The organism is Paraburkholderia adhaesiva (genome assembly GCF_021390575.1).
GTDB classification, from domain to species: Bacteria; Pseudomonadota; Gammaproteobacteria; order Burkholderiales; family Burkholderiaceae; genus Paraburkholderia; species Paraburkholderia adhaesiva.
In genome coordinates, this window is sequence record NZ_JAJEJQ010000002.1 from 1,879,000 (window position 1) to 1,903,573 (window position 24,574).

Genomic DNA, 24,574 nt, shown 5'->3' on the forward strand with positions numbered 1-24,574 from the left:
CCCAGGCAAGCCGGGTTGTCCGTTGCACGGAAACTGACTGAGTCGTTCAGGCTGGAACGATGGCGCGCAGTAGCACGGCTAGCTCCGATGGGCGTGATTACTTGCAAACCGGCGTAGCCGGCAACGCAGCAACATGCGTGAGTTGTTCGGTCTCTCCAAGCATTTCGACACCCACGAACGCACGCAGATATAGATTCCCGGACTTCACACGAACAACTCCTTTGTATTTTTTCTTGTCGCGTGGATCGTAGACCCAGCCGTCGCGCCACGCACCGTCGTCGTATCGCCCCAACTGGGCGATGCGGATGCCGCACGTGTCGGTCGGCGTGCCGGCATCCCTGTCCCAGACGATACTCCCGCACAACGCGCCGCCCGGGGCATCGCACGGCTTGAATTCGATCACGGCGTCGTGCTCCGCAGTCATCCAGAGGCCGTTGGCGTCGTCGGCGCTGTTGGCTGCGAATGCCGTCGAGACCAACGCGAGAGTGCCAGCGAGAAGCAGTGCTATCCTGACTTTCACAATGAAGTTCCTTGGCAGGGAAAGAACCGTCCGGGGGAAAGAAGGTTATGCTTCAACCAAAACGATAGTCATCACTAATATATAGCCATGACTATCGTTTGACGCAGTATATAGTGATCACTATCTTTTTGGTGCACGCCGCTCCCTGGGACAATCCCGGACGCGGCGCACAGACATGCATGCAATGAATACCGACCGCAAACAGAAGCCATCGCTCGCGACGAAGATGCAACCTGCCCAGCAACGGGCCGCCGAAACATACGAGCGCATACTCGAAGTGGCCGCGCAGACGCTCGCCGATGTTGGAATCGAACGCCTCTCGACGAACATGGTTTGCGAGCGCGCGAGCTTGACGCCTCCGGCGCTGTATCGCTACTTCCCAAACAAGTACGCGCTACTGTCCGAACTCGGCCACCGGCTGATGCAGCGGCAAAACGAACGGATCGAGCGCTGGATCTCGCGGGGGTTGTTCGACGGCACGGTCGCGGACCTCGAGCATGCTCTGGAGGGGCTGATCCTGGATACCTACGCCGCAACCCAGCAAGCCGTGGGTGGGGTGTGGATCATGCGCGCCATGCGTGCGGTTCCGGTCCTGCAGGACGTGCGTCTCACCTCGCACGCAAAGGTCACAAAAATGCAGACCCAGCTGCTGTCGCAGGTACTTCCGGATGCGCCCAAGGCCGAACTGGAGCTCACCTGCCGCATCGCGGTCGAGCTGATTTACGCTACGGTCGAGATGCTGTTCGACGAGCGTCAAGACACGGCCGCGGTAGCCCGTACGGTAGCAAGCATGATCGCGAGCCAACTGGAGCAGCTGCGCTCGCGCAACGAAGCGGGTACACGGAAACGATCACGGAAAGCGCCCGCGCGCGCTTGATTCGCGTCGGCCTCGCGTGCTGCGAGCACATCGCCGCGCCATCCGTCCACCGGGCGTGTCCCGCGCTTTCATCCACGCCATGGTTCCGGCGCAGCATCTGTCCGTCGCAGTTTGCACGTCCCGCTCTCGGCTTGTCCCGACCAGAATTCACGTCGCGGAACGCAGCTTCGGGTGTCGTCGGCACGATCTATTTCTGGTTCTTCAGGGACGCCCGTCCGGCGGCCATAACCGAAAGACTTGAGCGCGCACTGGATGGGTAGCCGATGTATCCACACGGTACATCCGCATGGTCCGTTAGCCGCGCGCGAGCAGCGCGGCTTCGTCGAGCACGCACGCATCGCACCGATCAATTCGCCGTGCGATTGCACGGCGGCAACGGACGCATGGCGCGAGGCAGCCCGAGATAGTACGACTTGCGCTTAGCGCAGCCTCGCAGGCGGTGGCACAATCGTTAACGCCAGCGCCGAGTCGCACGTGGTCGGCGAAAATAGACGTGTTCCGCCGCAATTCAATGCCGTCGTTGCGGACGTCCAACCCCGAGGAGACACCATGCCGCTCGCCACCGCGTCTGCGCGACTTGCCGCCGATGCACCCAACTACCTCGTCCCCCTCCAGGCCGGCCGCCATGCGCTAGCGGGCGACGAGGGCCCGCACGAAGGCGGTCAGGATCGCGGGCCTGCTCCGTTCGAATTCGTGCTGGCGGGACTCGCGGCGTGTACGTCTGCGACGCTGCGCATGTACATGCAGCGCAAGGGCTGGCCCGACGGCGACATCGATGTGACCACGACCCTGCACGTCGACCACGATGGCAATCAGTACGTCCGCCGTACGGTCGCTGTGAATGCGCCGCTCGACGCCGCGCAACGGACTCGACTCGCGGAGGTCTGTGAGAAGACGCCTGTCACGCTGTTCATCAAGCGTGGCACGCGCATTGACACAACGATGATCGAGCAGTGAAGGCGTCACTGTGGGCCTCACGAGTTGTCACGGGTGCTTTCGAAAAGGAGTCGGACGCATCGGGGTGCCCAGAGTTGCGGCGGGTCCGCCAGCGGATGGCCGTGACATCCACGTACCGCCCGTCGATCCCGTTATCGCTTTGCGGCCTGCTGTTCGTGTGCGACGGGCCCTTTTCGACGCTGCGTCAGTGACCGCGTCGAAGTTGCTTCGGACGACGCCGACCGGCTGGCACCCCGTGTTCCCGAGCCTCTGACCGAGAGTATTGGCCGTGATGATCGCGGCGTTGAACGCAGCCATAGCCACCTCAGAGCGGGCTGGAGAGGTGGCCGCGCAAATTCGGACAGTCGGATAAGTGGTTTGGCCGGGGCCTGAGCCAGCGATAATGCTGGCAAAGGAACCGAGGAAATGACGAAGAGAACCCGACGGACGCACTCAGCGGCGTTCAAAGCGAAAGTGGCACTGGCAGCGGTCAAAGGTGAGCGCACGCTGGCCGAACTGGCACAGCAGTTTGATGTACATCCGAACCAGATCACGGAATGGAAGCGGCAGTTGCAGGAGCGTGCGGCAGACGTGTTTGGTGCGACAGGTGCACCGTCGAGCGATCCGCCGGTGGACGTGAAAACGCTGCACGCGAAGATCGGGCAGTTGACGCTGGAGAACGATTTTTTGTCAGGAGCGCTCGGCAAAGCCGGACTGCTGAGCGCAAAGCGATGATTGACTGTACGCATGCGCTGCCGGTTTCGCGACAGACGCGACTGGTTGGCATCGCGAGATCGAGCGCATATTACCGGGCGCAGCCGGTCAGCGAGGTCGATCAGTTGCTGATGCGGCGAATCGACGAACTGCACATGGAGTTCCCATTTGCAGGGGCGCGGATGCTGGCGCGCCTGTTGCGCCGGGAAGGCCATGAGGTGGGTCGCCGTCGCGTACGCACGCTGATGAAGCGCATGGGCGTCGAGGCGCTGTACTGCAAGCCGAACACGAGCCGCCGCAACGCGCAGCACAAGATCTGGCCGTACCTGCTGCGCGGCATGAAGATCGAGCGTGCCAATCAGGTGTTCGCCCTCGACACGACGTACATTCCGATGGCGCGCGGCTTCGTGTACCTGACGGCAGTGGTGGACTGGGCGAGCCGCAAGATTCTCGCGTACCGGGTCGCCATCACGCTGGAAGCCACGCACGCCGTCGAGGCGCTGGAAGAGGCGTTCGCCCGCTACGGACTGCCCGACATCGTGAACACCGATCAGGGTAGCCAGTTCACGGCGGGCGCGTTCACCGAGGCGGTGCTGAGCCGGGGCGTGCGGCTGTCGATGGACGGCAAAGGGGCCTGGCGCGACAACGTGTTCGTCGAACGGGTGTGGCGCAGCATCAAGTACGAAGAGGTCTACCTGAAAGCGTACGAGTCGGTCAGCCATGCCCGGCGCTCCATCGGCGAATACGTCGAGCTGTACAACCGGAAACGGCCCCATTCGAGCCTGGCGGATCAGACCCCGGATGAGGCATACTTCGCGACGCTGCCTGCGATCAAATCGGCAGCATGATTGCCTCGGACGTTCCACTTAAAAATCTCAGATGACTGTCCGAACGAGTGAGGCCACCTCTTGGCGCAATTCGGGCTGTCAATCGTACCGAACAGCGTGGACGGGTTTCGTGCTATCGCGCGTATGGACTATAAAGTCCGCGCGTTTGGGTACCGCAGCACGTGACGCCTTTTGTCCACCACGGGAAGCTCAATCAGCAAACCGGGGCAAGGCAAAATTTTTTGCGCGGCGCAAATGACTTGCGAGACTGGCATAAGCGCAACCTGCAGGCCGCCGCTTTTCCTTCGCAACAGGTACCGTCACGCCGCCAACAACCCAGATGCGATTTGGCGACGTGACGGCTCCGATCCGCCGTACACCGACTCGGGTTAGAACTTATGCATGATCCCCGACTCGATCAGCGTCTGGTTTTTCCCCGACGAAGGTGAAGCCGTATAGATCTGTGCAAAGGTGCCCTGACCGCTTGCGCGCTGATAGATCCCGATGAGATACAGCTCGGTGCGCTTCGACAGCAGGTAGTGGCCTGCAAGATCGACCTGGTTGTAGTGCGTCGAACGGCCAACCGAGTACTCGCCGTGCGTGTAGACATACGAGAGCCCCAGTATCACGAACGGCGTGATGTACTTATAGGCCGACCCTTCCAGGTTCTGCAGGCGTAATCCCGTCGAATCCGCGTAGTTGAACAGCACGTTCGTATAGTTGCCCAGTACGTGGAACGTTCCGAAGTCGTAGCTACCGCCCACGCCGAAGATGCGCTGCTGGTCCGTACCCGCCCCCGAGAGGCTGTTGATGAACGGCGAACTGAAGCCCCAGCCCGTGTTGTCGACCGCCCCGCTCGCGAGGTTCGACGGCACGGCTGCGCTGCGCCGGTTGAACTGCGTGAACGCACCGGCCACCTTCAGTGGTCCGCTCGAATACGTCACGCTGCCGCTGTAGCCGTTGTTATTGTTGAACTGCGTCGAGTTCGAGAACGCGTAGCTGCCCGCGAACGAAAAGCCCGAGAAGTTCGGCGACGCGTAGCGCACTGCATTGTTGAACCGGTTCGTGAAGAACATGTTGTCGTTGTCGCCGATGTGCGCGCCATACCCCGCGAAGACGTTCGATGCGGTGGCAAACCACAACGTGCTCGTCATTTCCTCGTACTGACGACCCATCGTCACCGTACCGGCGCGGTCGTTGCTGAGGCCCACATACGCCTGCCGACCGAAAATACCGCCGTTGAGCATCGCACCGTTCGTGATGTTGAAGCCGTTTTCCAGCGTGAAGATGGCTTTGGTGCCTCCGCCGAGATCCTCAACGCCGCGCAGGCCAAAACGCGGCGGCATCATGCCCGCATTGGACAGCGCGAAAAGGTGATTACCCCTGGCGTTGCTGACGTATTCCAGCGACGTCGATATCACGCCATAAAGCGTCACGCTGCTTTGTGCGTGTGCGGCCGTGCCCACGCCCCCCAGCGTCATTGCGGCGCATACCCATGCGATGTGCTTGAGGCCTGCGGAAAAATTCTTGCGGTTCATCTTGTCTCCTTCCGTTGTCTTTAGTTGAGTTTTAATTTAGTTATCTTGATTTTTTCTCATACTTCCACTTCGTCGCGAACCCTGCCGTATTAGCTGGCACACTCGCTACCGGAGCGACCACGGGTCAGCATGGGTTGCATCCGATATCGCTTGAGTTGTTTGCTTCACACCTTTTTTCGCGCTGGCGACCCGTCGTTTATCCCGTACGACCCCGCCCATCGGTACTACGCTGATGCCAGCCGAGCAGGCGGCACAGGTTGCCGCCCATGACCGCCGCCCGATCGGCGTCGGAAAGCCAGCCAAGCGTTTCGCTGAAGTGCGTGACGCACTGGCGGTACGGGTGGTGCAGGCGCGACAGGTCACTGGCCCAGACGATCCGCTCTGCGCCGAAGGCATCGAACACCTGACGCAACGGCTGTTCAAGCGATCGGAACGGGTACGGGTCGAGCGCGTAATCTCCCACGCCAGCGGCCTTCACGTGCACGTTCGGATAGCGCGCCAACGCGAGCAGTGACGGCAAATGATCGAAAGCGGCCGGACCACTCGAACCGCGCGGCACGCCCAGATGATCGACGATCAGCTGCAGGCGAGGGAAGCGCCGCGCGATGGCAGCCGCCTCTTTGAGCGCGCCCGGCACATGCAGCGCCACGACGAGCCCGGTTTCCTGCGCCACCGGCCACACGCTTTCATAGCGCCCTTCGCGCAGCGGCGCGATGCGATCGGGCGTGTTGAACAGGAAGCGCACGCCAAGCATGCCCGGCTGATCGCGCCATGTTGCGATGGCCGCGGCCGGATCCTCGGCGCCTGCCGGCAGAAGACCCATCACCGCGAAGCGCTCGGGCTCGGCCTGCGCGAGCGTGAGTGAATAGGCGTTACCCTCGGGATCCCACAGCGGCGGCACCAGCAGGACGCGACTTACTTCGGCGCGCTCCATCTCGTCCACGAGTACATCGCGCGTAATCGGCGCGCGACGGTGATGTCCCGTCGACTCTCCACTTACCCACGCGTGCACCTGGGCATCGACAATTTGCATGCTATTTCTCTTCGATTTCGTATTGATTTGCCTGGCGACGTTCGTTGCGCACGCGCTCACTTTCCATCGAACAGGCTGCCCGCTCCCGCAATGCGGCCATGCCAGCCTGCAGCGCGCAGCACCGCCCACAACGTCGCCTGGTTGCTCGTCACGACGGGCATGCCAAGCGCGCTTTCGAGCCCGTCCGCAGCCTCAAACGCACGCACGTTGGCGCACGAGAGCAATACCGCGCCGATATCGGTGCCAATCTGCTCGCGCACGATGCCGGCAATCTGCTGCGGCGTCATCAATGCGGCCTCTTTTGCGTCGGTGAAGCCGAGCGAAACGGTACGCGCCACGGTGTGCCCTGATGCTTCGAGCGATTCGCGCTCGCTACGCGCGAACTCATCGGCGAACGGGCACACGTGCAGCAGACGCTTGGCGCTCAGCGCCGTGAGTGCTTCCTTGATGGCCACCATCGTGTTCGTTGCCGGCAGACCGAGACGCTCGGTCATACGCCGTGCGAGGAGCGCATCGCCGTGGGGGCCATTGGCGACGCTCGCACCCGTGCAGTTGAAGACGACGGCATCGGGCGACAGGTCCTTCAGGTATTCCGATTCCTCGCCTGCTTCGAGCCAGGCCCGCAGGAGGCTCTCCATCGTCACACGACCACCCTCCTTCCTCAGGCGGATACGGTGAACGTGATACGAGACCTCCTCAGGGCAGAACAGGAAAAAATCGTCTTCGGCAATCGTGTTCAACGACGGCACCACCATGCCCACGCGCAATCTCTTCATCTCAATCCTCTACCGATACCAGGTACGACTTGTGTGTATCGCGAGCGCCAGGACGGCGCTGCGAGTTTGAACCAGTGTATTTTTCAGGCTTTTGCGTCACCAATCGGAAAACGGCTGGCGCGATTGGTTTTTGCTTAACAGTGCGCGCCGTTACGAACCGGTATGGTCGTTGGCCGACTGCATGCCGCGCACGCCCTCGCGTTGTTGTGCGAAGTTATCGTCGAGCGATTCGAGTGTCTTGCCGCGCGCTTCGATGCCGATGAAGAGATACGTCACGCCACACAGGAGGAGGCACAGCGCGAGGAACTGAAATGCCGGCACAATCACGCCGAGCGTGGCCGCGGGCATCACCATGTTGGACGACCCCGCCACGAGCGCGAGGCCAACAGGTCCGATCATCTTGCCGATCGAGCCCGTGAGGCCCGCAAAGCCCGCGCCGCTGCCGCGCACGCGCGACGGCCAGATTTCGGTGGAATAGACCGCGCAGACCGAGAAGCTGCCATCGGCGAACACGAACGCGAGCAACAGCGGCAGCCAGAACAACGACGGGGTCAACAGGTCACCGTGTCCGACATAACCCGCAGCGAGCGCGGCGACAGCAGCAGCGAGCGCGAAATAGCCGCCCGTACGCCGTCGCCCGATGCGATCGGCGAGGTTGGCCGCGACCAGCCGCGAGACGATGCCGCACACGCTGAAGCCGATCATGAATCGCGACGCGTCGACCGGCGTGACCTGCAGCACCTGGGCAAGCAACGTGGGCGCCCACATCACGATACCGTAGTAACCCGAAATCAGGCCGACGTTGACGAGCGCCGCCGTCAACACACTGCGCGGGTACCCGAAGATTTCCGACCAGCGCGCGACCGGTGCGTTGCGCACTGGCGTATCGGCGTCGCGCCATTCGACGTCCGTGCCGAGCGCCCATTTCACTGAGCGACGTGCCTCTTCCCGGCGACCCTGCAGGCTGAGCCACCGCGGCGACTCGGGCACATAGAACGCGCCGATCAGCGCGATAATCGCGGGCGCTGCGCCAAGCGCGAACGTAAAGCGCCACCCGATAGCCGGAATGAGAAATGCGCCGCTAAATGCGCCGAGAAAAAGCCCGCCGGTGGTAATCGCCGACACAACGCCCGTCAACGCAGCGCGCCGGCGCGGCGGAATGAATTCGTGCACGAGCGCGATCTGGACGAAGTAGCCGCCGGTGCAGAAACCGATCACGACGCGCAACACGGCCATGTAGATCCAGCCGCCAGTTGGCGTGAACGCGAGGCCGAGGCTCATGGCCGCGAGCAGCAGCAGCGACCCGACGAACACCGGCTTGCGCCCAATGCGGTCCGCAAGCATGCCCCAGACTCCCCCGCCGACGACCGCACCGGCGCCGGATGCGAGCAGCACCGTGCCCATCATCCCGTACGTCATGCCCCACGGCTTGACGAGAAACGCCATGATGAAGCCGATCAGATAAGCGTCCCAGAACTCCAGCATGCTGCCGACGCCGATCAGCACGAGCAGCATGCGCTGATTCCTGCTCAGGACGCTCTGGTCCTGGAAAGGGCTTTGCCCGCTCTGGATGAGTTGCATTTGGATCTGTCTCCTTCGAGGTGCGTCGCTCGCAGCAAGTGCGGGGCACCAATATCATTATCAGGAGACCTGATTCTAGTGGGCCGCCGACTTTCATCGGCATAGAAAAAGAGCGGCTCGTCATCAGTTCTTGCTGTGCGCGAGCATCGTTCTGGCTCGCGGCGTTCGGCCGCTTTCCTGGCGCGAACGCGTCGGGATTCGCGCGCGCTAACCGCCCGCCATCGCCTGCGCGTTGCGGCGCACGCTGCGCAGGAAGGTCTGCTGAACGTCGTTCGGTTGCCAGTCACGGCGCGCCGTGATGCCCACGACAGGACCGTCCCATGGCACGTCGATGGTGAGCGGAGCAAGCAGCCCGAAACGTCGCTCGCTCAGCACCTCGGTCCAGCTCAGGACGGTTAGCGTGTCACTGTCGAAGAGCGTGATGCGGATCGTGGAGAGCGAATACGTCTCGATGCTCGCGAGCGGTGGTGCGCTTTCCGAAAACACGTATTCGTAGGCCTCGCGGCGTGGCGAGCCGCGCGGCGGCAGGATCCACTGATAGCTGCGCAACGCATCGACCGTCACGGCACTCTCGCGCGCGAGCGGATGATCGCGCCGCGCGACGACGCAATAGCGCTCGTGATAAAGCGGCTCTTCGACGAAATCGAATGACTGGTCCGGGTTCTTGAGCACACCCAGCATGAAATCGATCTCGCCGCGCAACAGCTTGTTGAGCAACTGATCGTACGTACCGTTGATGATCACGACGCGCGCGTCGGGAAAGTGCGCGGTAAGTTCGCGGATCGCGCTGACGATCAGGATCGACGGATCGAGCATCAGCACGCCCACCGTCACGCTGCGTTCCACCGGAAACTGATACGCGCGCAGCGCGTCGGCCATCGCGGCGATCTGGTTGGAAATCGTCTGAAGCTGGCGCGCGAAGGTCTGGCCGATGGCGGTCGTCGTCACGCCCGAGGCCGATTGCCGGTAGAGGGGCGCGCCGAGATTCTGCTCGAGGGTGCGTGCCGCGCGCTGCAGCGACGCCTCGGTGATCCCTAGCAGGCGCGCAGCCGCACGGAACGAGCCGCACTCCGCGATGGCGATCAGGCAACGCATCTGCGTGCGCGTGATGCCGCCCACCAGCACGTCCGGCGACACATTGCGCGTGCTCTCCAACTGCGCAACGGCGTCCCGCGCAGCCTGCAGGATCTTGCGCGCGCGCACGAGCGCCGCGACGCCTGCTGGCGCGAGCCAGGTGCCCGTGGTCGAGCGCTCGAACAGGCTTACGCCGAGCAGCGCCTCGAACGCTGCGAGGCACGAGGTCGTTGCGGGCTGCGAGCGCAGCAACTCCTGCGATGCCTGGGTGACGTTCTCGTGACGCGCCACCGTTTCAAACACGCGAAGCTGCCAGAGGCTTGGCAGCTCGGTGATGGTTTCTTTCTGCTCGGTGGGTGGCGCGACGACCGGGACCATATTGCGGCTTTTAGTGCGTGAAAAACGTGACAAAGACGACCGTTTTATATAGCACACGGCCCCGGAAGCGCGCGACCAGGACTGCTACTCACCCACGCGGTTGTGCAGCGTGCCGATTCCTTCGATGGTGATCTCGCACTTGTCGCCCGGCTTCATGAATACGGGCGGCGTGCGCGAAAACCCTACGCCGCTCGGCGTGCCGGTAGCGAGAATGTCGCCGGGGCACAGGGGCGCGATCGTCGAAACGTACTCGATGAAGCGAGGGATCTTGTGCACCATGCTGGCCACGATGTCGTCCTGCATAAGCTCACCGTTGAGCAACGTCCGGATACGCAGCGCGTCCACGTCGCCGATTTCGTCGCGCGGCACGATCCACGGACCGATCGAACCACTCTGATAAAAGTTCTTGCCCGGCGTGATCTGGCGCGTGTGGAATTGCCAGTCGCGCACGCAACCTTCGTTCATGATCGTGTAGCCCGCGACGTGCTCGAACGCGTTTTCAGCCTTCACGCGATAGCCCGGTTTGCCGATCACGACAACCAGTTCGCCTTCATAGTCGAACTGCTCGCTCACGCCGGGATGGCGTAGCGGCGTGCCGTGGCCAACGAGCGAGTCGATTGCGCGCGCGAACAGCGCCGGCTGTTTCGGCAACTCCTGCACGCGGCCCGCGTTCTGTACTTCGTTGTGGTGCTCGACATAGTTGAGCGCGAGGCACCAGATGTGCATCGGATCGGCGATCGGGGGCAGAAACGTAATGTCGCCGAGCGCGTAGTCAGCTTCACCGGCCACGGATGCCACCGCCTCGCGGGGCAGGTCTGCCGCGCAGAGCGCCTTTAGCGTGGGATACCGGTCGCCGATGCGCTTGCCAAGATCGATCACCTTGTTGCCGTCGATGATGCCGTAGGTCTCGCGCCCGCCCACCAGAAAGCTCGCGTACTTCATAGAAACTCCTCTCCAATCGTCAAACGAGGCCGGCATACGAGCCGCCGTCGAGTTGCAGGTTCTGCCCCGAGATATAACCGGCCTGCGCGCTGCACAGGAAAGCGCACGCGTCGCCGAACTCCATCGGGTCGCCAAGACGCTTCGCGGCGATCGTGGCCGCAATGCGCTGCTTCGCTTCCGCGACCGTAATGCCGTCCTTCTTCGACATGCGATCGGCCATGTAGCGCTGGCGATCCGTGTCGAAGCGCTCGGGCAGCATGTTGTTGATCGTCACGTTGTCGACCACGGAGTCGCGCTGCACCGACTTGCTGAGCGCGGTGAGGCCCGCACGCACGGCGGCCGAGAGACCCATCATCGCGCTCGGCGACTTCACCATCGCTGACGTGATGTTGACGATGCGGCCGAACTTGCGGCTGCGCATGCCCGGCACGTAGTGCTTGATCAGCATGATCGGCGCGAGCATGTTGCCCTCGACGGCATTGAGCCAGTCCTCGCGGGTCCAGTCGCCGATCTTGCCCGGCTCCGGACCGGCATTGTTGTTCACGAGAATGTCGGGCTCCGGGCAAGCCGCGAGGATCGCGGCGCGGCCCGCCTCTGTGTTCAGGTCCGCGACGACAATCTGCGGGCGGTTGCCCGTCGCCGCTTCGATCTGATGCGCGGCGGTTTCGAGCACGTCGGCATGACGTCCGTTGATGTAGACGCGGCAGCCCTCGCGTGCGAGCGCCGTGGCGCACGCGAGGCCGAGTCCGCGCGACGAGGCGCAGACGAGCGCCGTCTTTCCAGCGATTCCAAGTTCCATGTGCTTTCTCTCGTTCGATCAATCCTGGCAGCGGTACTTCAGGCCGGGATACACGCGCAGGGTGTTATTGCAGAACACGTCGTGACGATGCGCATCGCACAAATGCGGCGTGGCGCTCACGTAACGCTTCGTGTCGTCGTAGTGATGACCCGTGCGCGGGTCGATGCCCTTGACCGCGCCGATCATTTCGGAGCCGAACAGGATGTTCTGGTGCGGCACGACTTCGGTGAGCAGGTTCACGCCCGACTGGTGATAGACGCAGGTATCGAAGAAGATGTTGTTCATGAGGCCGTCTTCGAGCGCCTTGAAGCCCAGATCCTGCGCGAGGCCGCGATAGCGACCCCAGTGGTACGGCACCGCGCCGCCGCCATGCGGGATGACGAAGCGCAACGTCGGGAAATCCTTGAAGAGCTGCGGTGCGAGCAGGAACTGCATGAACGCCGATGTATCGCCGTTCAGATAGTGCGCGCCCACGTGGTGAAAGCACGGGTTGCACGATCCGCTCACGTGGATCATGGCCGGTACGTCCAGCTCGACCATCTTCTCGTAGAGCGGATAGTAGTGACGATCGGTAAGTGGCGGATCGGTCCAGTAGCCGCCGGAAGGATCCGGGTTCAGGTTGCAGCCGACGAAGCCGAGTTCCTTCACGCAGCGCTCAAGCTCGGTCACGCAGGCGCTCACGTCCTTGCCCGGCGACTGCGGCAACTGGCACACGCCGGCAAAATTCTCCGGATACAGCTGAACCACGCGATGAATGAGGTTATTGCAGACCTGCGCCCACTCGATGCCCTGTTCGAGCGTGCCGAGGTGATGGCCCATCTGGCCCGCGATCGGCGAGAACAGCGTGAGGTCGAGGCCGCGCTCGCGCTGGGCCTTGAGCTGGCCGCCCTCGAGCGAATCGCGCAGTTCGTCGTCGCTGATCTCGAGTGGCGCGCCGTAGACAGCGCCTGTGTGTTCAAGCTGTCGGCGCCGCCATTCGTGCAGCGTCTTGGGAACGGTCGTGAAGTGACCGTGGCAATCGATGATCATGTTGCGCAACCTGGTTCGTTGAAAAGGGGACGTCCGGTCAGTCCTGCCACGCCACGAGCGGCGTCGCCTGCTTGACGAAGCGCTCGGGCGGCTTTTCGCCAGTGTCGTAGCTCATGCCGTCGCCGATGCGGATATGGTTGAAGCGGCTCTTCGACGTCATGCGCTCCTGCGAGATCCAGTGCTCGTGCATCTGGCCGAAGGGGCTCATCCAGTAATCGAAGATCTGGCTGCCGAGCGCATGGCGGCCAATGCCGCGCACGTGGTCGTAGTCGCGCTGCGTGAGGTGGTCATAGCCGAAGAAGATGTCGTCGACGCCTTCCACCTCGAACGACACGTGATGCAGACCGGCACGCGGACCACGCAGCAAGAACACGATGTGGTGGTCGACCGGCGTATCGCCGAGATCGATGCGGTTGAACTGGCCGATCACGTTGTCGGGCTCGCCAACGAACAGCTCGTCGGTCGGGATCACGCCGAGCGTGCGTTGATACCACTCGATCGACGTTTGCAGTTGAGGCGTGGCGAACGCCGTGTGTGCGATACGCTCGACGCGCGACGGGCCGAGCACGCGGCTTTCGCCGTCGGGTCCGCGCATCAGCGAACGCGCGGGCAGGCGCTCGACCTGCTTGCGCCCGGTCACGAATTCGAGCCAGAACCCATTCGGGTCCTGCACACGCACGCGCTGGCCGCCGCCGGGTTCGTCGATATGCTCAACGCCACGCGCGCCGGGCAGCTTCGCGAGATCGGCAAGTTGCGCCGCATCGCGCAGTTCGTACGCACAACTGATGACGCCCGCATCGCCCAGTTCGGTCACGTGCAGAAAGGGCGCCTCGCCCACGCCTCGCATGTAGAGGCGCTTGTCGTCCCGATGGACTTTGACCATGCCGAAGTCTTCGAGGAACGCTTCCATGCGCCCCAGATCGGGGGCGCTTAGCCGGACGTAGGCCATGCCTGAAATTATCGAAGCCATGTGAGTCTCCATGTCTTTCTATGTTGCTGTTTTGTCGTGCCGCGCAATGGCGGACGCGGGGCTTATCCGAGGATATCGAGCACCGGACCGTACAGCTCTTCGAGCGTGTAGCGACGGCTAATAAGCCGTTGCTCGAAAGCGTAGCGAATTGCGAGCTCGATGCCCGGCGCAACCTTGTCAAAGCCTACCGGCTGCAGGTCGATCGCACCCTGGGGTTTGCCCTGCTGCGCGAGCGAGCGCGCTTCGCACAGCAGGCGATACACCTCGCGCACGGCTTCGGGATGCGCCTGCGCCAACGAGCGCTTGACCGTCACCATGTGATTGATCGGCACCGCACCGGTACGCGCGTGCCAGGCAGCGGCGGCATCGGCCGGTGACGGAATCAGCGGCCGGATGCCCGGTTCGCCGGAAAGCCCGCTGCCTGCAATGATCGCGTCCACCTCGCCCGCGCGCAACATGTCTTCGAGGCTCAACGTCGACTCGATCCGCGACACCCATTCGGGTTCCTCGTAGTTCGCGACGTGCGCACCCTGCTGACTCAACCAGTGCACGCCGGCAAGATTGACGCCGTAGTCGTCACACAGAAAGCCGCGCACCCACGTGGGCGTGGTCTGCGTGTATGCGCGCATCGCCACCTTGCGGCCGGCCAGTTCGCTCGCCGTGAACGTGGCGTCGTCGCGGCACACGATGCTCCTGTGATGGAAGTTGCCGTTCATCACGAATGGCAGCAGCACATAGGGCGTGCCCGCATCGAACGCCTGCAGGAACGTGATGATCGCCAGTTCGGCGACATCGTATTTCTCTTCGCGCACCACCGCCTTGAAAGCCTTTTGCGCGGTATCCACGTCGGCAAAATCCAGACGCACGAGCGGCGATGTGAGCGTGCCATCTTTTAGCGGCTGGGTCTTCGGATAGGTCCCCAACATCGTCGGGACCGAGAGGGTTTGAACGGTATTCATCGTCTGCCTCGAAAAGAATACGGCGGCCTATGCAGCGGCAGTTGGGTCGAGAAAAACCGAAGCGATTGCGGGGCGCTCGGGAATCAGGAGCTGGGTATGCGCGTAGCGCACCAGCGCTTCGAACGATTTCGCGTTGGAGTCGAGGCCATACGGCAGCGGATCACCGACCAGTTCAGCAAGACGCCGATAGCGCTTGTCCTCCGCGCCGTCCGCCGCGCCGCTCGCCACGCGTGCGAGATAGTTCTCCTTCGCCGCGACGAACGCTGCGTACAGGCGGCGCGGAAGATCGGGATAACGCGCCAGCACGTCGTTGCGCACCACGATCACGCCGTGCAGCGGGTAAATGCCGGTACGGCGATACCAGTCGGCTTCCTTCGTGGCCGCGTCCTCGACCAGATCGACGAGCCGGTCATCGAGATCGGCTCCCACACCCGCAAGGCCGCCGAACGCGACTTCCAGTTCACCCGCCATCATCATCGCCGCGAGTGAGGTGTCGCTCGCCACACGGCGCACGTTCACCGGTGTCGCGAAGCTCTCGACGTTCTCGTCCTCCTCCGTGAGCCACGTCACGTGGTCGAGATCGAGGCCGTACTCCTCTGCGAGAATGCCGCGTGTCCATACGGCAGCGGTGACCGAATACGCGCGCACACCGACCTGCCTTCCTTCTAGATCCTTCGGATGCCGAATCGATGATTCGCGCAAACGCAGCAGGCCAGCGTGACGAAAGCGTCGTGTCATCGGCAGCGCGAGCGCCGTAATCGGTGCACCTGCCGCCACGGCCATCAAATAAGAGGTGGGCGCCATTTCGCACACGTCGTACGGCTGGCTTCGCGCCATGGCGCGATAGGCGTCGGGCATGCGCTTGATCTCGATGAAGTCGAGATCGACCCCCTCCACGCGTACCGTGCCGCTGCGCAGATCTTCAACCTGACCATGACGGCCAAGCACGATGGACAGTTTTTCTGTCATGTCGATATTTCCGTAATGCGTCGATGCCGTCCGCTCAAACGCGGCCCGCAAGTTGGCGGCCCTTGTCGAGTGCCGAAAAATCGCGCTTCGGGAAGGTCATCAGGAATCGATACCCTTCTTCGATCACTTGCGCGACATTCCCTTCGTTGACGTGCGGATGACCGACCGGAACGTTGTACGCCTTGCCGATTTCGCGTACGTGCTTCATCAGGCGCAGCAGTTCCGGATTGTCATAGTCGCGCGGGCAACCCAGTTCCTGCGTAAGATCGCCCTCGCCGATCAACAGCACGCCGATACCCGGCACGCGTTTGACCATCTCTTCGAGATTCTCGATAGCGGCGACGTCCTCGATCATCAGCGTGACGAGAATTTCGCCTTCGGGTGCGAGCGGCCACACATCCGCTTTGCGGTAGTACTCCTGCTGCGAGAGACCCCAGTAGCGGGCGGCGGGCATCGGTGCATCGCCGCGCAGTCCGGCCGGCTCGTAAAGCGGCTTGTTCGCGAGGCGCGGATAGCGGCAAGCCGCAACCGCGTTGTATGCCTGCTCGGGCGTGCTGATGCGCGGCCAGACAATGCCGTATGCGCCGAGATCGAGTGCCTGCTTGGCGAACCACTGGTTCATCTCGCTGCCGCTCGGCGGAATACGCACAAGCGGCGTCATCTGACACGCCACCGAGCCAGCCTGCGCGATTCGCTGGCGCAGCAGCAAGAACTGCATGGCATTGCGCAGCGCGGAAATATCCCATGGCGTGTGTTCGAGTTCGAACACCACGCCGTCGTTCGACGACTGCGCGAAGCTGACGGCGTTTTCGATTTCGGCTTGAATAAAGGAAGTAAACGCGATGCCTCGTCCGGTTTCGAGCGCCCGGATCACGCCGTTGAGTCGTTGCGACATATTGATCGACCCTCCGGTCTTAAAGAATCGCGCCGCAGAACGCGTCGCCCGCATTCGCCGGCAGTTGCTTTTCAGTCCAGCTCTTGCTTCCGTCCGTCGTGAAGAACACCTGGCCGCCACGCGTCACGGTGATCACGCCGTCCGGATCGCTGACGTGCGTGCCAAAGCCCATCATGGTGCTGCGCGGTTCGACCTGCGAATCTGCGCGCGACCACGATTTGCCGAGGTCGTCGCTCACATAGAGCGCGCCCGCTGCACTACGCGACGAAATGCTGAAGCACGCGTACATTTTCTCTGGACTGCCATAGACGATCCGGCATTCGCGTGCGTACTGGAACGGCGCGTGTTTGCCGACTTCCAGGTCGCGGAACGTCTTGCCCTTGTCCTTGCTTTCGAAAATTCCGAGCCTGCAGATGTAGAACAGCGAATCCGGCGCGGCCGTCGTCGTGCAGACCGAGTGCGCGTCGAACATGCCTTCGGCGTCGTCGTCGGTTTCGATCTTGCTCTTCAGATGCGGCTCCTTTGACAGCGCCACGAGCCCGTCTTCCACGCCACGCCAGTTCTCGCCTTCGTCTTCGCTGACGAGGAAGCCGTTGATTTCAGCCACCGCGTACATGGTCGACGGCTTCGTCGGATGAAAGGCGATGCGCATCACGCGCGAATTACCGAAGCTGATCTTGAAACGTTCGGGATGGTGCGCATTGCACTTGCGCCAGGTGTCGCCGCCGTCGTCGCTGCGATACACGCCGACAGGGCCCGAGCCCGCGAACAGCACATCGGGTTTCTGCGGATGCACCACGATCGTCCAGAACTGCACATTTTCGTCGGTCACATTCAAGCGATGCCATGAAGCACCACCATCAGTAGAACGAAATACACCCTTTCGAGCCGCCGCGTAGATCACATTTTCGCGGGTGGGGTGCGGCGTAATCGCCTGCACCGATGCGTCAACTGGAATGTCGCTCACGTGCTGCCACTCGCCGCCGGGTTCGAGCTTGAACATGGAACCGATCGCTTCAGGCCGCGTCGTCGCCGTCCCGACCAACATCAATTTGCGCATAAAGCCTCCATCGTTATCGTGCTGTGGCGTGTCTCGCACCGGCTGTTTGCCGATTCAGCAGGGCGGTGCATGTCGCCAGTTATCAACCAACGGGAGGCAGTGTAGGGCGGCTGGGCTACGCTTTGTCATTCGAAATGCGCCGCCGTCATAGATTTTTGCTGAGCGACTAAAAGGGGACGAAGTTCGCACGAGAGCAGCGGTCGCTGGTTACCGCGGGCGACACGCTAAAAGCGGGGCGGGGTAATGGAACAACGCACGCGGCTTGACGCGCACAACAGCAAAAATATATGGCGGCCGACTCATTTCCTATAGTGAGCGTCGTAATTGCGCTACCTATAATGGCTTGCCGGTCTGGCGTAGCGCAGAGAGACGTTCGTGATACCAACCAGCGGTTTTGCTGTTCATAAATTCCAATCAGACGTAAGTCCGCGTAGCGACACCGCGTCGACCTCGCGAACTCAGGAGACAAATGATGCTACGCCCAGGAAGCGCGCTGAGCCTTATGCTGTTGTTTCTCTACGGCATAGCCGCCACATCCCTCGTCACCCAGTCGGTGCCGGTCATCGGCGACATCGCTCGCCACTACCAGCTTGCACACTCAACGGCTGGGTGGGTCATTTCGCTTCCGTCGTTAATTACCGCGCTAGGATCGCTGTTCGGGGGCTGGCTGGTGGACCGCATCGGTGACAAGAAAGTCATCGTGGCCGGGACACTATTCGGCCTCGCGGGCAATCTCGTCGTGTTCTGGTCGGAGGACATCACGACCCTGCTCGCAGGACGTCTGCTCGAAGGGTTCGCCTATCTCTCTCTGACCGTTGGCGCCCTCGCGCTGATCATGCGCACGACGGCCGGCGTTCGCCGCAGCGTTGCGCTCGGGTTGTGGACGGCCCATACGGCGGTCGGTATCGGCCTAACACTCAGTATCGTGGCTCCGCTCGCGCAGCACGGCGAACTCTGGCGCTGGGCATTCGGTGGCCACGCCATGCTGATGGTCCTGTTGCTCTTCGGCACGATCTTGCTGCCGGGTAGAGATGTTCTGCAAAACGAAGCAATGCGGAGGATGGTGGACATCTGGAGCGTGCTGAAATGCGGTGGCGCCTATCGGGTGGCGTTGGCCGCCGGCGCATCGGCGTTCATTCAGACCGGGGTAATGGCGGCGTTGACGGTGTATATGTCGCATACGTTCGGCGTCACCGTATCCGCCGCAGCCGGGGTCGGCACACTCGCGGAAGTGTTCGTGGTGCTCGCGTGCCTCGGCGTCGGACACTTGCTCAAGAGGAACTGGAGCGTGCGACTGATGTCCGTCGCCGGCAGCGGCCTCACGCTTGTCGCCGGTATCGCGCTCTATATGCCGGACACTACGTTCGTTGGGGCAGCCGTGGCGATCTGCGCATTTTCGGTTGGCATCGGCGGCGTCAATGCGTTGATCTGGACGCTGATCCCTCGCGTGGCGCCCAGCACGGCCACCCTCGGCGCGACGGGCGGACTCGTGTCGCAGGCGAGCTATATCGGCGTGCTGCTCGGACCGCCGGCCATCTTCACGAGTTTCCAGACGGGCGGATGGACGCTGCGGATCGCGTTTATTGCACTGGCCGCGTTCCTTCAAGTGGCAGCGATGCCGATCTGGCGAAAACTGCACCAGACCGAAACGGTGGTCAACGTGTGATGGTCTTTCATCAATCGCGTTAAGTTCGTCAAGCCGTAAAACAGCGCCCTTCCCTGAGTGTGATTTCAGCGAAGGGCGCTTTGCCGTTAGCCGTTTGCGATTTCAGCGAGTGCGCGGCGCAAATGCCGCATCGTGCTGGCGCCAAGAACGCTCTCGTACTCGCGCTCAAGCGCCTCGACTGCCGACACAATGTTCGACAGGCGCTCCAACCCCTCCTCTGTGAACGTCACCAGATACGCGCGCCCGTCTGCACTATCATCCTGGCGCGTCACGAGGCCGGCATCCTCCAGTTCGCGCACGGCTCTGCCTATCGCCTGCTTCGTGACGCCGACGCGACGCGCCAGTTCCGTACTGCGCGTGCCTTCGATATCGATATACGGCAGCAGCGAGCGGCCCGGCGCCGGGAGCGTTTTTCCCCGTGGCGTGGATTGCTCGACCCGGTCCGCGAGCTGAGTCACGAAGCGCTTGTGCGCGAGCAGCAGCAAACGCCCGAGACCCTGGTGCCGGGCATGGTCTAGTTGTTCCAGAAATTTCGTCCTGTTCATGGTCGGATACCGCCTCAAAATGGCAGGCCCGGGCGGCACCCCGGTATCGAGGCTTCGTTCGGCCAAGCGCCAGACATTCTAGCAATCCCGGTTTTTTCGGGCTTAGATAGTAAACCTAGTTTACTATTGTTTGGGCGCGCCCGATCATGGAAGCCACTAAGGAAACGAAAAGGAGCGTTCCCATGGCATTCCTGCAAAACGCCTGGTATTGCGTCGGTTGGTCCTCGGACCTCGCGGACAAACCGAAATCCATCAAGGTACTTGGGAAAGAGTTGCTGCTATATCGCTGTGCGGACGGTACCGCTGTGGCGGTGAGCAATGTCTGTCCGCATCGATTCGCCCCGCTCGATTGCGGACGCATCGTCGACGACCAGATCGAATGCCCGTATCACGGATTGCGTTTCGACAGAACGGGTGCGTGCTCGCTGAACCCGCACGGCAGTGGCACGATCGCGCCGAACGCGCGACTGCAATCGTGGCCGCTGGTCGAGCGGGCTGGTGCACTTTGGGCATGGATGGGAGATCCCGCGCTCGCAGATGAAAACGAAATCGTTCAGTATGACTACGTAACCGATTCATCATGGACCGGTTTCACCGGTTATCTACATCTCGATGTCGATTACCAGGTCGTGGTCGACAACCAGCTGGACTTGACGCACTCAACCTATCTCCACGCGAAGACCGTGGGCGCGCCAAGGCAGGAGACAGCCGAGGGCCGCGACCGGCGCGAATACCGGTTTCACACGGCGGACGGCATCATTCATTCTGATGCCGTCCGACGCGACACACCGCCCGCGCCTATTTTCAGGCTGTTTCAGGACCGCCCGCTCGGCGACATTCATGCGCCCATGTCGCTCTATCTTCCATCTAATCTGATTCTCGACATCGCGACCACCGACCCGGGCGCGCCCAAATCGTCAGGTAGCCGCCTGCCAAGCGCGCATTTCATCACGCCGGAGACGGAGACGTCATGCCACTACTTCTTCGCGTTCTTCCGCAATGAGCGTATCGAAGACGCCCGGATCACCGCACGAATGGAAGAACTCGTTCGACACGCCTTCGTCGAGGAAGACGCGCCGATGATCCAGAAGTGCTTCGACAGGATGGGCGGCAAGGACCTCTTCGAACTCAAACCGGTAATCCTCGAAACCGACGCTGCAGCGGTCTATGCACGCCGGGCACTGGCAAAGCTCATTCGCGACGAGCAACTCAAGAACGCAGACGCTTGACCGGAACGCGCGTTGCGGGTGCTGGAAAGCCCGCGGCGCGTGTCATCGCACAACAGCAATTCAACGAGAAAGCTACGCAATGGTTCAGATCACTTTGCTCCTGCGTGACGGAGATCGACGGAGCGTCACGGCAAAAGACGGTCAATCCCTGATGGAAGCAATACGTGATGGGGGAGGACACGAACTGCTGGCACTTTGCGGCGGCTGTTGCAGCTGCGGTACGTGCCATGTTTATGTCGAAGAACGCCGCGTCAGCGAGATGCCGGAGATGGCCGAATACGAGGATGATCTTCTCGAGTGCAGCGCGCACCGTCGGCATAATTCGCGTCTCTCATGCCAGGTCGTGCTGGGTGATCGCATGGACGGGATGCTGGTCCAGATTGCGCCGGAAGATTGACCGGTAGCGGACCCGGTCGGTGGCAGGCAATCGGCGTCCTCGGGTTGCTGGCCACATCGCCCGCGCGCCGATGGCGGGATACCCGCGCTTCATCCCCCTGCATCCATGCAACGCGACGACGTCACGCTCAGAACTTGAAGCGCAACTGAAACCCGATCGTGAACGGAAGATCGTCGGAAGGGATCGGGGGAATCACGATGAAATTCACGCCCACGCGCTTGTACGCCACCATCACGACCGGGGCCGCGACCGGACCGACGCTGTGATTGTGTCCAAGCCCCCAGTTGCCGTAGTTGTAGCCGGAGATGATGCCGCCCATCGCGGCTAGCCGCACATAACCCCAGTTCAGCAACTCCGGCGCCCAGATCCCACCACCATAATACGAAGGCCGCCGCAGCGAGTTGCGAAAGCCGCCCGCCGTGAGCGCCCACGTCTGCCCGGGCCAGCATTCGATACCGAGCCCCGGATTGAACTGCTCGAAGTCCTTGTCGGGATGGATGTGGTACGAGCCCACCATCGCATCGACCCACAAACCGCCGCTACACCAGTCGGCCGCGCACGCACCGGTTGCCGCGCCGAGCGCCAGCGCACCGCACGCCGTCATGCTGATTGCTTTTATCTTCGCCTTGCCGCCGTGTTTCTGCCAAAAACGCATGCGTATTGATCCTCTCTTGCGCCGATCCGCTTCGGGTCGTCTGGTTCAGGTCTGCGCGCACTGTACCGCAACCCGTCGCATATGCAATGGAGAATCTGCCCGGATCGGTCCGCGCGGACAGTCCGCGTCGACCGCGATTGCACCCGATCCGAAAGTCAGCACGATGAACGCGGCGTGACGCGCCTTACAAACCGAGGTCGCTCAGGCCCGGATGATCGTCGGGGCGACGACCGAGCGGCCAGTGGAAAAGACGGTCCTTGGCGGCAATCGGCAAGTCGTTGATCGACGCAAATCGGCGCGCCATCAGGCCGTTCTCGTCGAATTCCCAGTTCTCGTTGCCATACGAGCGAAACCAGTTACCAGAATCGTCGTGACACTCGTAGGCAAAGCGCACCGCGATGCGGTTCTCCGTGAAAGCCCACAGCTCCTTGATGAGCCGGTAATCGAGTTCGCGCGCCCACTTGCGCGAAAGGAATTCGGCGATCGCCTCGCGGCCCGTGACGAATTCAGCACGGTTGCGCCAGACGCTCTGCGGCGTGTAGGCCAGCGCCACGCGTTTCGGATCGCGCGTATTCCACGCGTCCTCGGCCGCGCGCACCTTCTGGATTGCGGTCTCGCGCGTGAACGGCGGGAGCGGCGGACGGACTTCGGCGGTGTCACTCATGATCTTTCTCCTCTGAATGAGCGGCGCGCCGGGCCGGCGACCGCGATGGTGAACGACTGCGGAACGTGCGGGTACGGGTGAACGCTTCGAGCAACTGCCTCGCAGCCGCGCGCGCATCGAGCGCGGCATCGGCGTCGCCGTTCACCAAGGCGACACCGATCGCACCGTCGATCAGGATCAGCCACTGGCGCGCGAGACCGGCGGCGTGGCGTCGATCCATTTCGTTCGCGGCCACGAGGGCATCGCACTGCTCGCGCACGAAGGCGAGCAGCCGCGCCTTGTGCTCGCGCGCGATGACCCGGACGGGATCGTCAGGCGATGCCGTTTCTCCTGCCGCGTTCAGGAACGCGCAACCGTGAAAATCGTCGGACGCAAACCACTCGCGCAAAACATCAAACATCGCGATCAGCCGCGTGGCGGGCGTGCGGGCGCGCTTGAGCGTGCCATCGACGAACCAGCGCATCCAGCGCTCGTCGCGGCGCGTCAATGCCGCGGCGACCAGCGCATCCTTCGACTCGAACCAGTTGTAGAAGCTCTTTCGCGCGGCGCCCGCCTCGCGAACAATCGCGTCGACACCGGTGGCGTGAATGCCGCCTGCGTAGATCAGCGCTTCGGCGGCATCAAGCAGGCGCTCGCGGGCGTCGAACGGCGGGGCGGTGGTCGGGTTCATGCTGCAATCTCCGTGACTACACGCGAGGCCGCGCCGGGCCGGCGGCTTTGAGCTTTGCGTTGACGGAGAACGATCGTTCTCCATCGCGCAAGTGTAGAACGATCATTCTCCCGAATCAAGCGGGGAATTATCCTCGTCCGGGTACGGCATGGAATAGACGACCACCCCGAAGCGTTAACATCGAGGCAGCGAGGGAGACGATATGAAAGAAAAACGCACTACCGGCAGTAGGCGCCGCACTTGCTGTGCGGCGCTCGGGGCAACATGCCTGCTTTGGGCGTGCGCGCCACTGCGCGTTGTCACGCACAGCGTGAACACCACGGAGACGGCCGCGCCGGCCGGCCGGTACGAGTTGGACGCACATCACTGGAGCGTGGTGTTCGACGTCGATCACCTGCACTACTCGCGCTTTGTGATGCGCTTCGACCGCGCCAGCGCGCATCTCGACCTGAGCGCAAGTGGACTCGACAATGCGACAGTCGAAGCAACCATCGACGCATCCAGTCTCGACACGAACGTGCCTCAACTCGACCAGATGGTGAAAGGAACACAGATGCTGGACGTGGCGCGCTATCCGCAGATCCGCTTCGTCAGCACGAAGTTCGAGCGCACCGATAAGGCGCGTGGCTCACTGACCGGGAACCTGACGATTCGGGACGTCACCCAGCCGGTCACGCTGGACGTCACCTTCAATGGTTACGCGCCGAATCCGCTCACGAAGCAGCCCACCGTGGGCTTCACTGCTACGGGTCATTTCAGCCGGGCGAAGTTCGGACTGACGACCTGGTATCCGGCGGTCGGCGACGATATCAACGTGCGAATCGAGGCCGAATTCGAACAGCCGGCCAAGGCGAACTGAATCGCCCAGGCC

Annotated in this window: 25 protein-coding genes; 7 read left to right on the plus strand and 18 right to left on the minus strand. The window is 62.4% G+C overall.

From position 1 onward, the window contains the following. Window positions 1-97: 97 nt before the first annotated feature. Window positions 98-520, minus strand: a complete 423-nt coding sequence (locus tag L0U80_RS23970; RefSeq protein ID WP_233871250.1) for a DUF2147 domain-containing protein — start codon at window positions 518-520, stop codon at window positions 98-100. A 175-nt stretch (window positions 521-695) separates the two neighbouring features. Here L0U80_RS23970 and L0U80_RS23975 point away from each other — a divergent pair, with 175 nt between their 5' ends. From L0U80_RS23975 to L0U80_RS23985, 3 genes are all read left to right on the plus strand, one after another. Beyond that, window positions 696-1,397, plus strand: coding sequence for a TetR/AcrR family transcriptional regulator (locus L0U80_RS23975; protein WP_233871253.1), 702 nt, complete (start codon window positions 696-698; stop codon window positions 1,395-1,397). Window positions 1,398-1,946: 549 nt separating this feature from the next. Beyond that, entirely contained in the window at window positions 1,947-2,354 is a 408-nt protein-coding gene (locus tag L0U80_RS23980; protein WP_233871256.1) for an OsmC family protein, read from the plus strand. A gap of 405 nt (window positions 2,355-2,759) precedes the next feature. Continuing rightward, window positions 2,760-3,895, plus strand: a protein-coding gene (locus L0U80_RS23985) for an IS3 family transposase (protein WP_373322092.1) whose coding sequence is annotated in 2 segments (ribosomal slippage) — window positions 2,760-3,015 and window positions 3,015-3,895 — 1,137 coding nt in all. Because the reading frame shifts where the segments join, the coding sequence is not laid out codon by codon here. Between the two features lie 368 nt (window positions 3,896-4,263). Here L0U80_RS23985 and L0U80_RS23990 read toward each other — a convergent pair. The 13 genes from L0U80_RS23990 to L0U80_RS24050 all read right to left on the minus strand — a co-directional run bounded on the left by L0U80_RS23990 (window position 4,264) and on the right by L0U80_RS24050 (window position 17,877). After that, window positions 4,264-5,412, minus strand: coding sequence for a porin (locus tag L0U80_RS23990; RefSeq protein ID WP_233871259.1), 1,149 nt, complete (start codon window positions 5,410-5,412; stop codon window positions 4,264-4,266). Between the two features lie 196 nt (window positions 5,413-5,608). Next, complete coding sequence (locus tag L0U80_RS23995; RefSeq protein WP_233871262.1) at window positions 5,609-6,445, minus strand: amidohydrolase family protein; 837 nt, start codon at window positions 6,443-6,445, stop codon at window positions 5,609-5,611. Between the two features lie 56 nt (window positions 6,446-6,501). Beyond that, on the minus strand, window positions 6,502-7,221 hold the full coding sequence (locus tag L0U80_RS24000; protein WP_233871265.1) for a maleate cis-trans isomerase family protein: 720 nt from the start codon (window positions 7,219-7,221) through the stop codon (window positions 6,502-6,504). 150 nt (window positions 7,222-7,371) lie between these two features. Next, window positions 7,372-8,802, minus strand: a complete 1,431-nt coding sequence (locus L0U80_RS24005; protein WP_233871268.1) for an MFS transporter — start codon at window positions 8,800-8,802, stop codon at window positions 7,372-7,374. 207 nt (window positions 8,803-9,009) lie between these two features. Further along, window positions 9,010-10,254, minus strand: a complete 1,245-nt coding sequence (locus tag L0U80_RS24010; protein WP_233871271.1) for a LysR family transcriptional regulator — start codon at window positions 10,252-10,254, stop codon at window positions 9,010-9,012. An 84-nt stretch (window positions 10,255-10,338) separates the two neighbouring features. Further along, a complete protein-coding gene (locus tag L0U80_RS24015; RefSeq protein ID WP_233871274.1) occupies window positions 10,339-11,196 on the minus strand; it encodes a fumarylacetoacetate hydrolase family protein in 858 nt (285 codons plus the stop codon). A 19-nt stretch (window positions 11,197-11,215) separates the two neighbouring features. Further along, window positions 11,216-11,995, minus strand: a complete 780-nt coding sequence (locus L0U80_RS24020; RefSeq protein WP_233871278.1) for an SDR family oxidoreductase — start codon at window positions 11,993-11,995, stop codon at window positions 11,216-11,218. An 18-nt stretch (window positions 11,996-12,013) separates the two neighbouring features. Continuing rightward, window positions 12,014-13,024 carry an amidohydrolase family protein gene (locus L0U80_RS24025; protein ID WP_233871280.1) on the minus strand — a complete coding sequence of 337 codons (1,011 nt, stop codon included), beginning with the start codon at window positions 13,022-13,024 and terminating at the stop codon, window positions 12,014-12,016. 37 nt (window positions 13,025-13,061) lie between these two features. After that, window positions 13,062-13,994: a VOC family protein gene (locus tag L0U80_RS24030; protein ID WP_233871283.1), complete on the minus strand. Its 933-nt coding sequence runs from the start codon at window positions 13,992-13,994 to the stop codon at window positions 13,062-13,064. Between the two features lie 62 nt (window positions 13,995-14,056). Continuing rightward, complete coding sequence (locus tag L0U80_RS24035) at window positions 14,057-14,953, minus strand: substrate-binding domain-containing protein (RefSeq protein WP_233871286.1); 897 nt, start codon at window positions 14,951-14,953, stop codon at window positions 14,057-14,059. 27 nt (window positions 14,954-14,980) lie between these two features. Next, entirely contained in the window at window positions 14,981-15,922 is a 942-nt protein-coding gene (locus L0U80_RS24040; protein ID WP_233871289.1) for an ABC transporter substrate-binding protein, read from the minus strand. A 34-nt stretch (window positions 15,923-15,956) separates the two neighbouring features. Then, the gene (locus tag L0U80_RS24045) at window positions 15,957-16,817 is read right to left on the minus strand and encodes an HpcH/HpaI aldolase family protein (protein ID WP_233871292.1); all 861 of its coding nucleotides are present in this window, start codon (window positions 16,815-16,817) and stop codon (window positions 15,957-15,959) included. A 19-nt stretch (window positions 16,818-16,836) separates the two neighbouring features. Further along, entirely contained in the window at window positions 16,837-17,877 is a 1,041-nt protein-coding gene (locus L0U80_RS24050; RefSeq protein ID WP_233871295.1) for a hypothetical protein, read from the minus strand. A 469-nt stretch (window positions 17,878-18,346) separates the two neighbouring features. On the opposite strand from L0U80_RS24050, the gene L0U80_RS24055 reads away from it, so the two are divergent. Continuing rightward, window positions 18,347-19,543 (plus strand): MFS transporter, encoded by a 1,197-nt coding sequence (locus L0U80_RS24055; RefSeq protein WP_233871298.1) that lies wholly within the window; start codon window positions 18,347-18,349, stop codon window positions 19,541-19,543. A gap of 86 nt (window positions 19,544-19,629) precedes the next feature. Here the strand turns inward: L0U80_RS24055 and L0U80_RS24060 are convergent, their stop codons facing one another. Then, a complete protein-coding gene (locus L0U80_RS24060; protein WP_233871301.1) occupies window positions 19,630-20,088 on the minus strand; it encodes a MarR family winged helix-turn-helix transcriptional regulator in 459 nt (152 codons plus the stop codon). A gap of 182 nt (window positions 20,089-20,270) precedes the next feature. Here L0U80_RS24060 and L0U80_RS24065 point away from each other — a divergent pair, with 182 nt between their 5' ends. Together L0U80_RS24065 and L0U80_RS24070 are read left to right on the plus strand one after the other, a co-directional pair. Continuing rightward, window positions 20,271-21,317 carry a Rieske 2Fe-2S domain-containing protein gene (locus tag L0U80_RS24065; protein ID WP_233871304.1) on the plus strand — a complete coding sequence of 349 codons (1,047 nt, stop codon included), beginning with the start codon at window positions 20,271-20,273 and terminating at the stop codon, window positions 21,315-21,317. Window positions 21,318-21,396: 79 nt separating this feature from the next. Next, window positions 21,397-21,714 (plus strand): 2Fe-2S iron-sulfur cluster-binding protein, encoded by a 318-nt coding sequence (locus L0U80_RS24070; protein WP_233871307.1) that lies wholly within the window; start codon window positions 21,397-21,399, stop codon window positions 21,712-21,714. Window positions 21,715-21,841: 127 nt separating this feature from the next. Here L0U80_RS24070 and L0U80_RS24075 read toward each other — a convergent pair whose 3' ends face one another. The 3 genes from L0U80_RS24075 to L0U80_RS24085 form a co-directional block, all read right to left on the minus strand. Then, entirely contained in the window at window positions 21,842-22,318 is a 477-nt protein-coding gene (locus tag L0U80_RS24075) for a hypothetical protein (RefSeq protein ID WP_233871572.1), read from the minus strand. 235 nt (window positions 22,319-22,553) lie between these two features. Further along, the gene (locus tag L0U80_RS24080) at window positions 22,554-23,033 is read right to left on the minus strand and encodes a nuclear transport factor 2 family protein (RefSeq protein WP_233871310.1); all 480 of its coding nucleotides are present in this window, start codon (window positions 23,031-23,033) and stop codon (window positions 22,554-22,556) included. Next, window positions 23,026-23,703 carry a TetR/AcrR family transcriptional regulator gene (locus L0U80_RS24085; RefSeq protein ID WP_233871313.1) on the minus strand — a complete coding sequence of 226 codons (678 nt, stop codon included), beginning with the start codon at window positions 23,701-23,703 and terminating at the stop codon, window positions 23,026-23,028. Before L0U80_RS24085 ends, L0U80_RS24080 begins: the two co-directional genes overlap by 8 nt. A 202-nt stretch (window positions 23,704-23,905) precedes the next feature. On the opposite strand from L0U80_RS24085, the gene L0U80_RS24090 reads away from it, so the two are divergent. Next, complete coding sequence (locus L0U80_RS24090) at window positions 23,906-24,562, plus strand: YceI family protein (protein ID WP_233871316.1); 657 nt, start codon at window positions 23,906-23,908, stop codon at window positions 24,560-24,562. The last annotated feature ends 12 nt before the right edge of the window (window positions 24,563-24,574 follow it).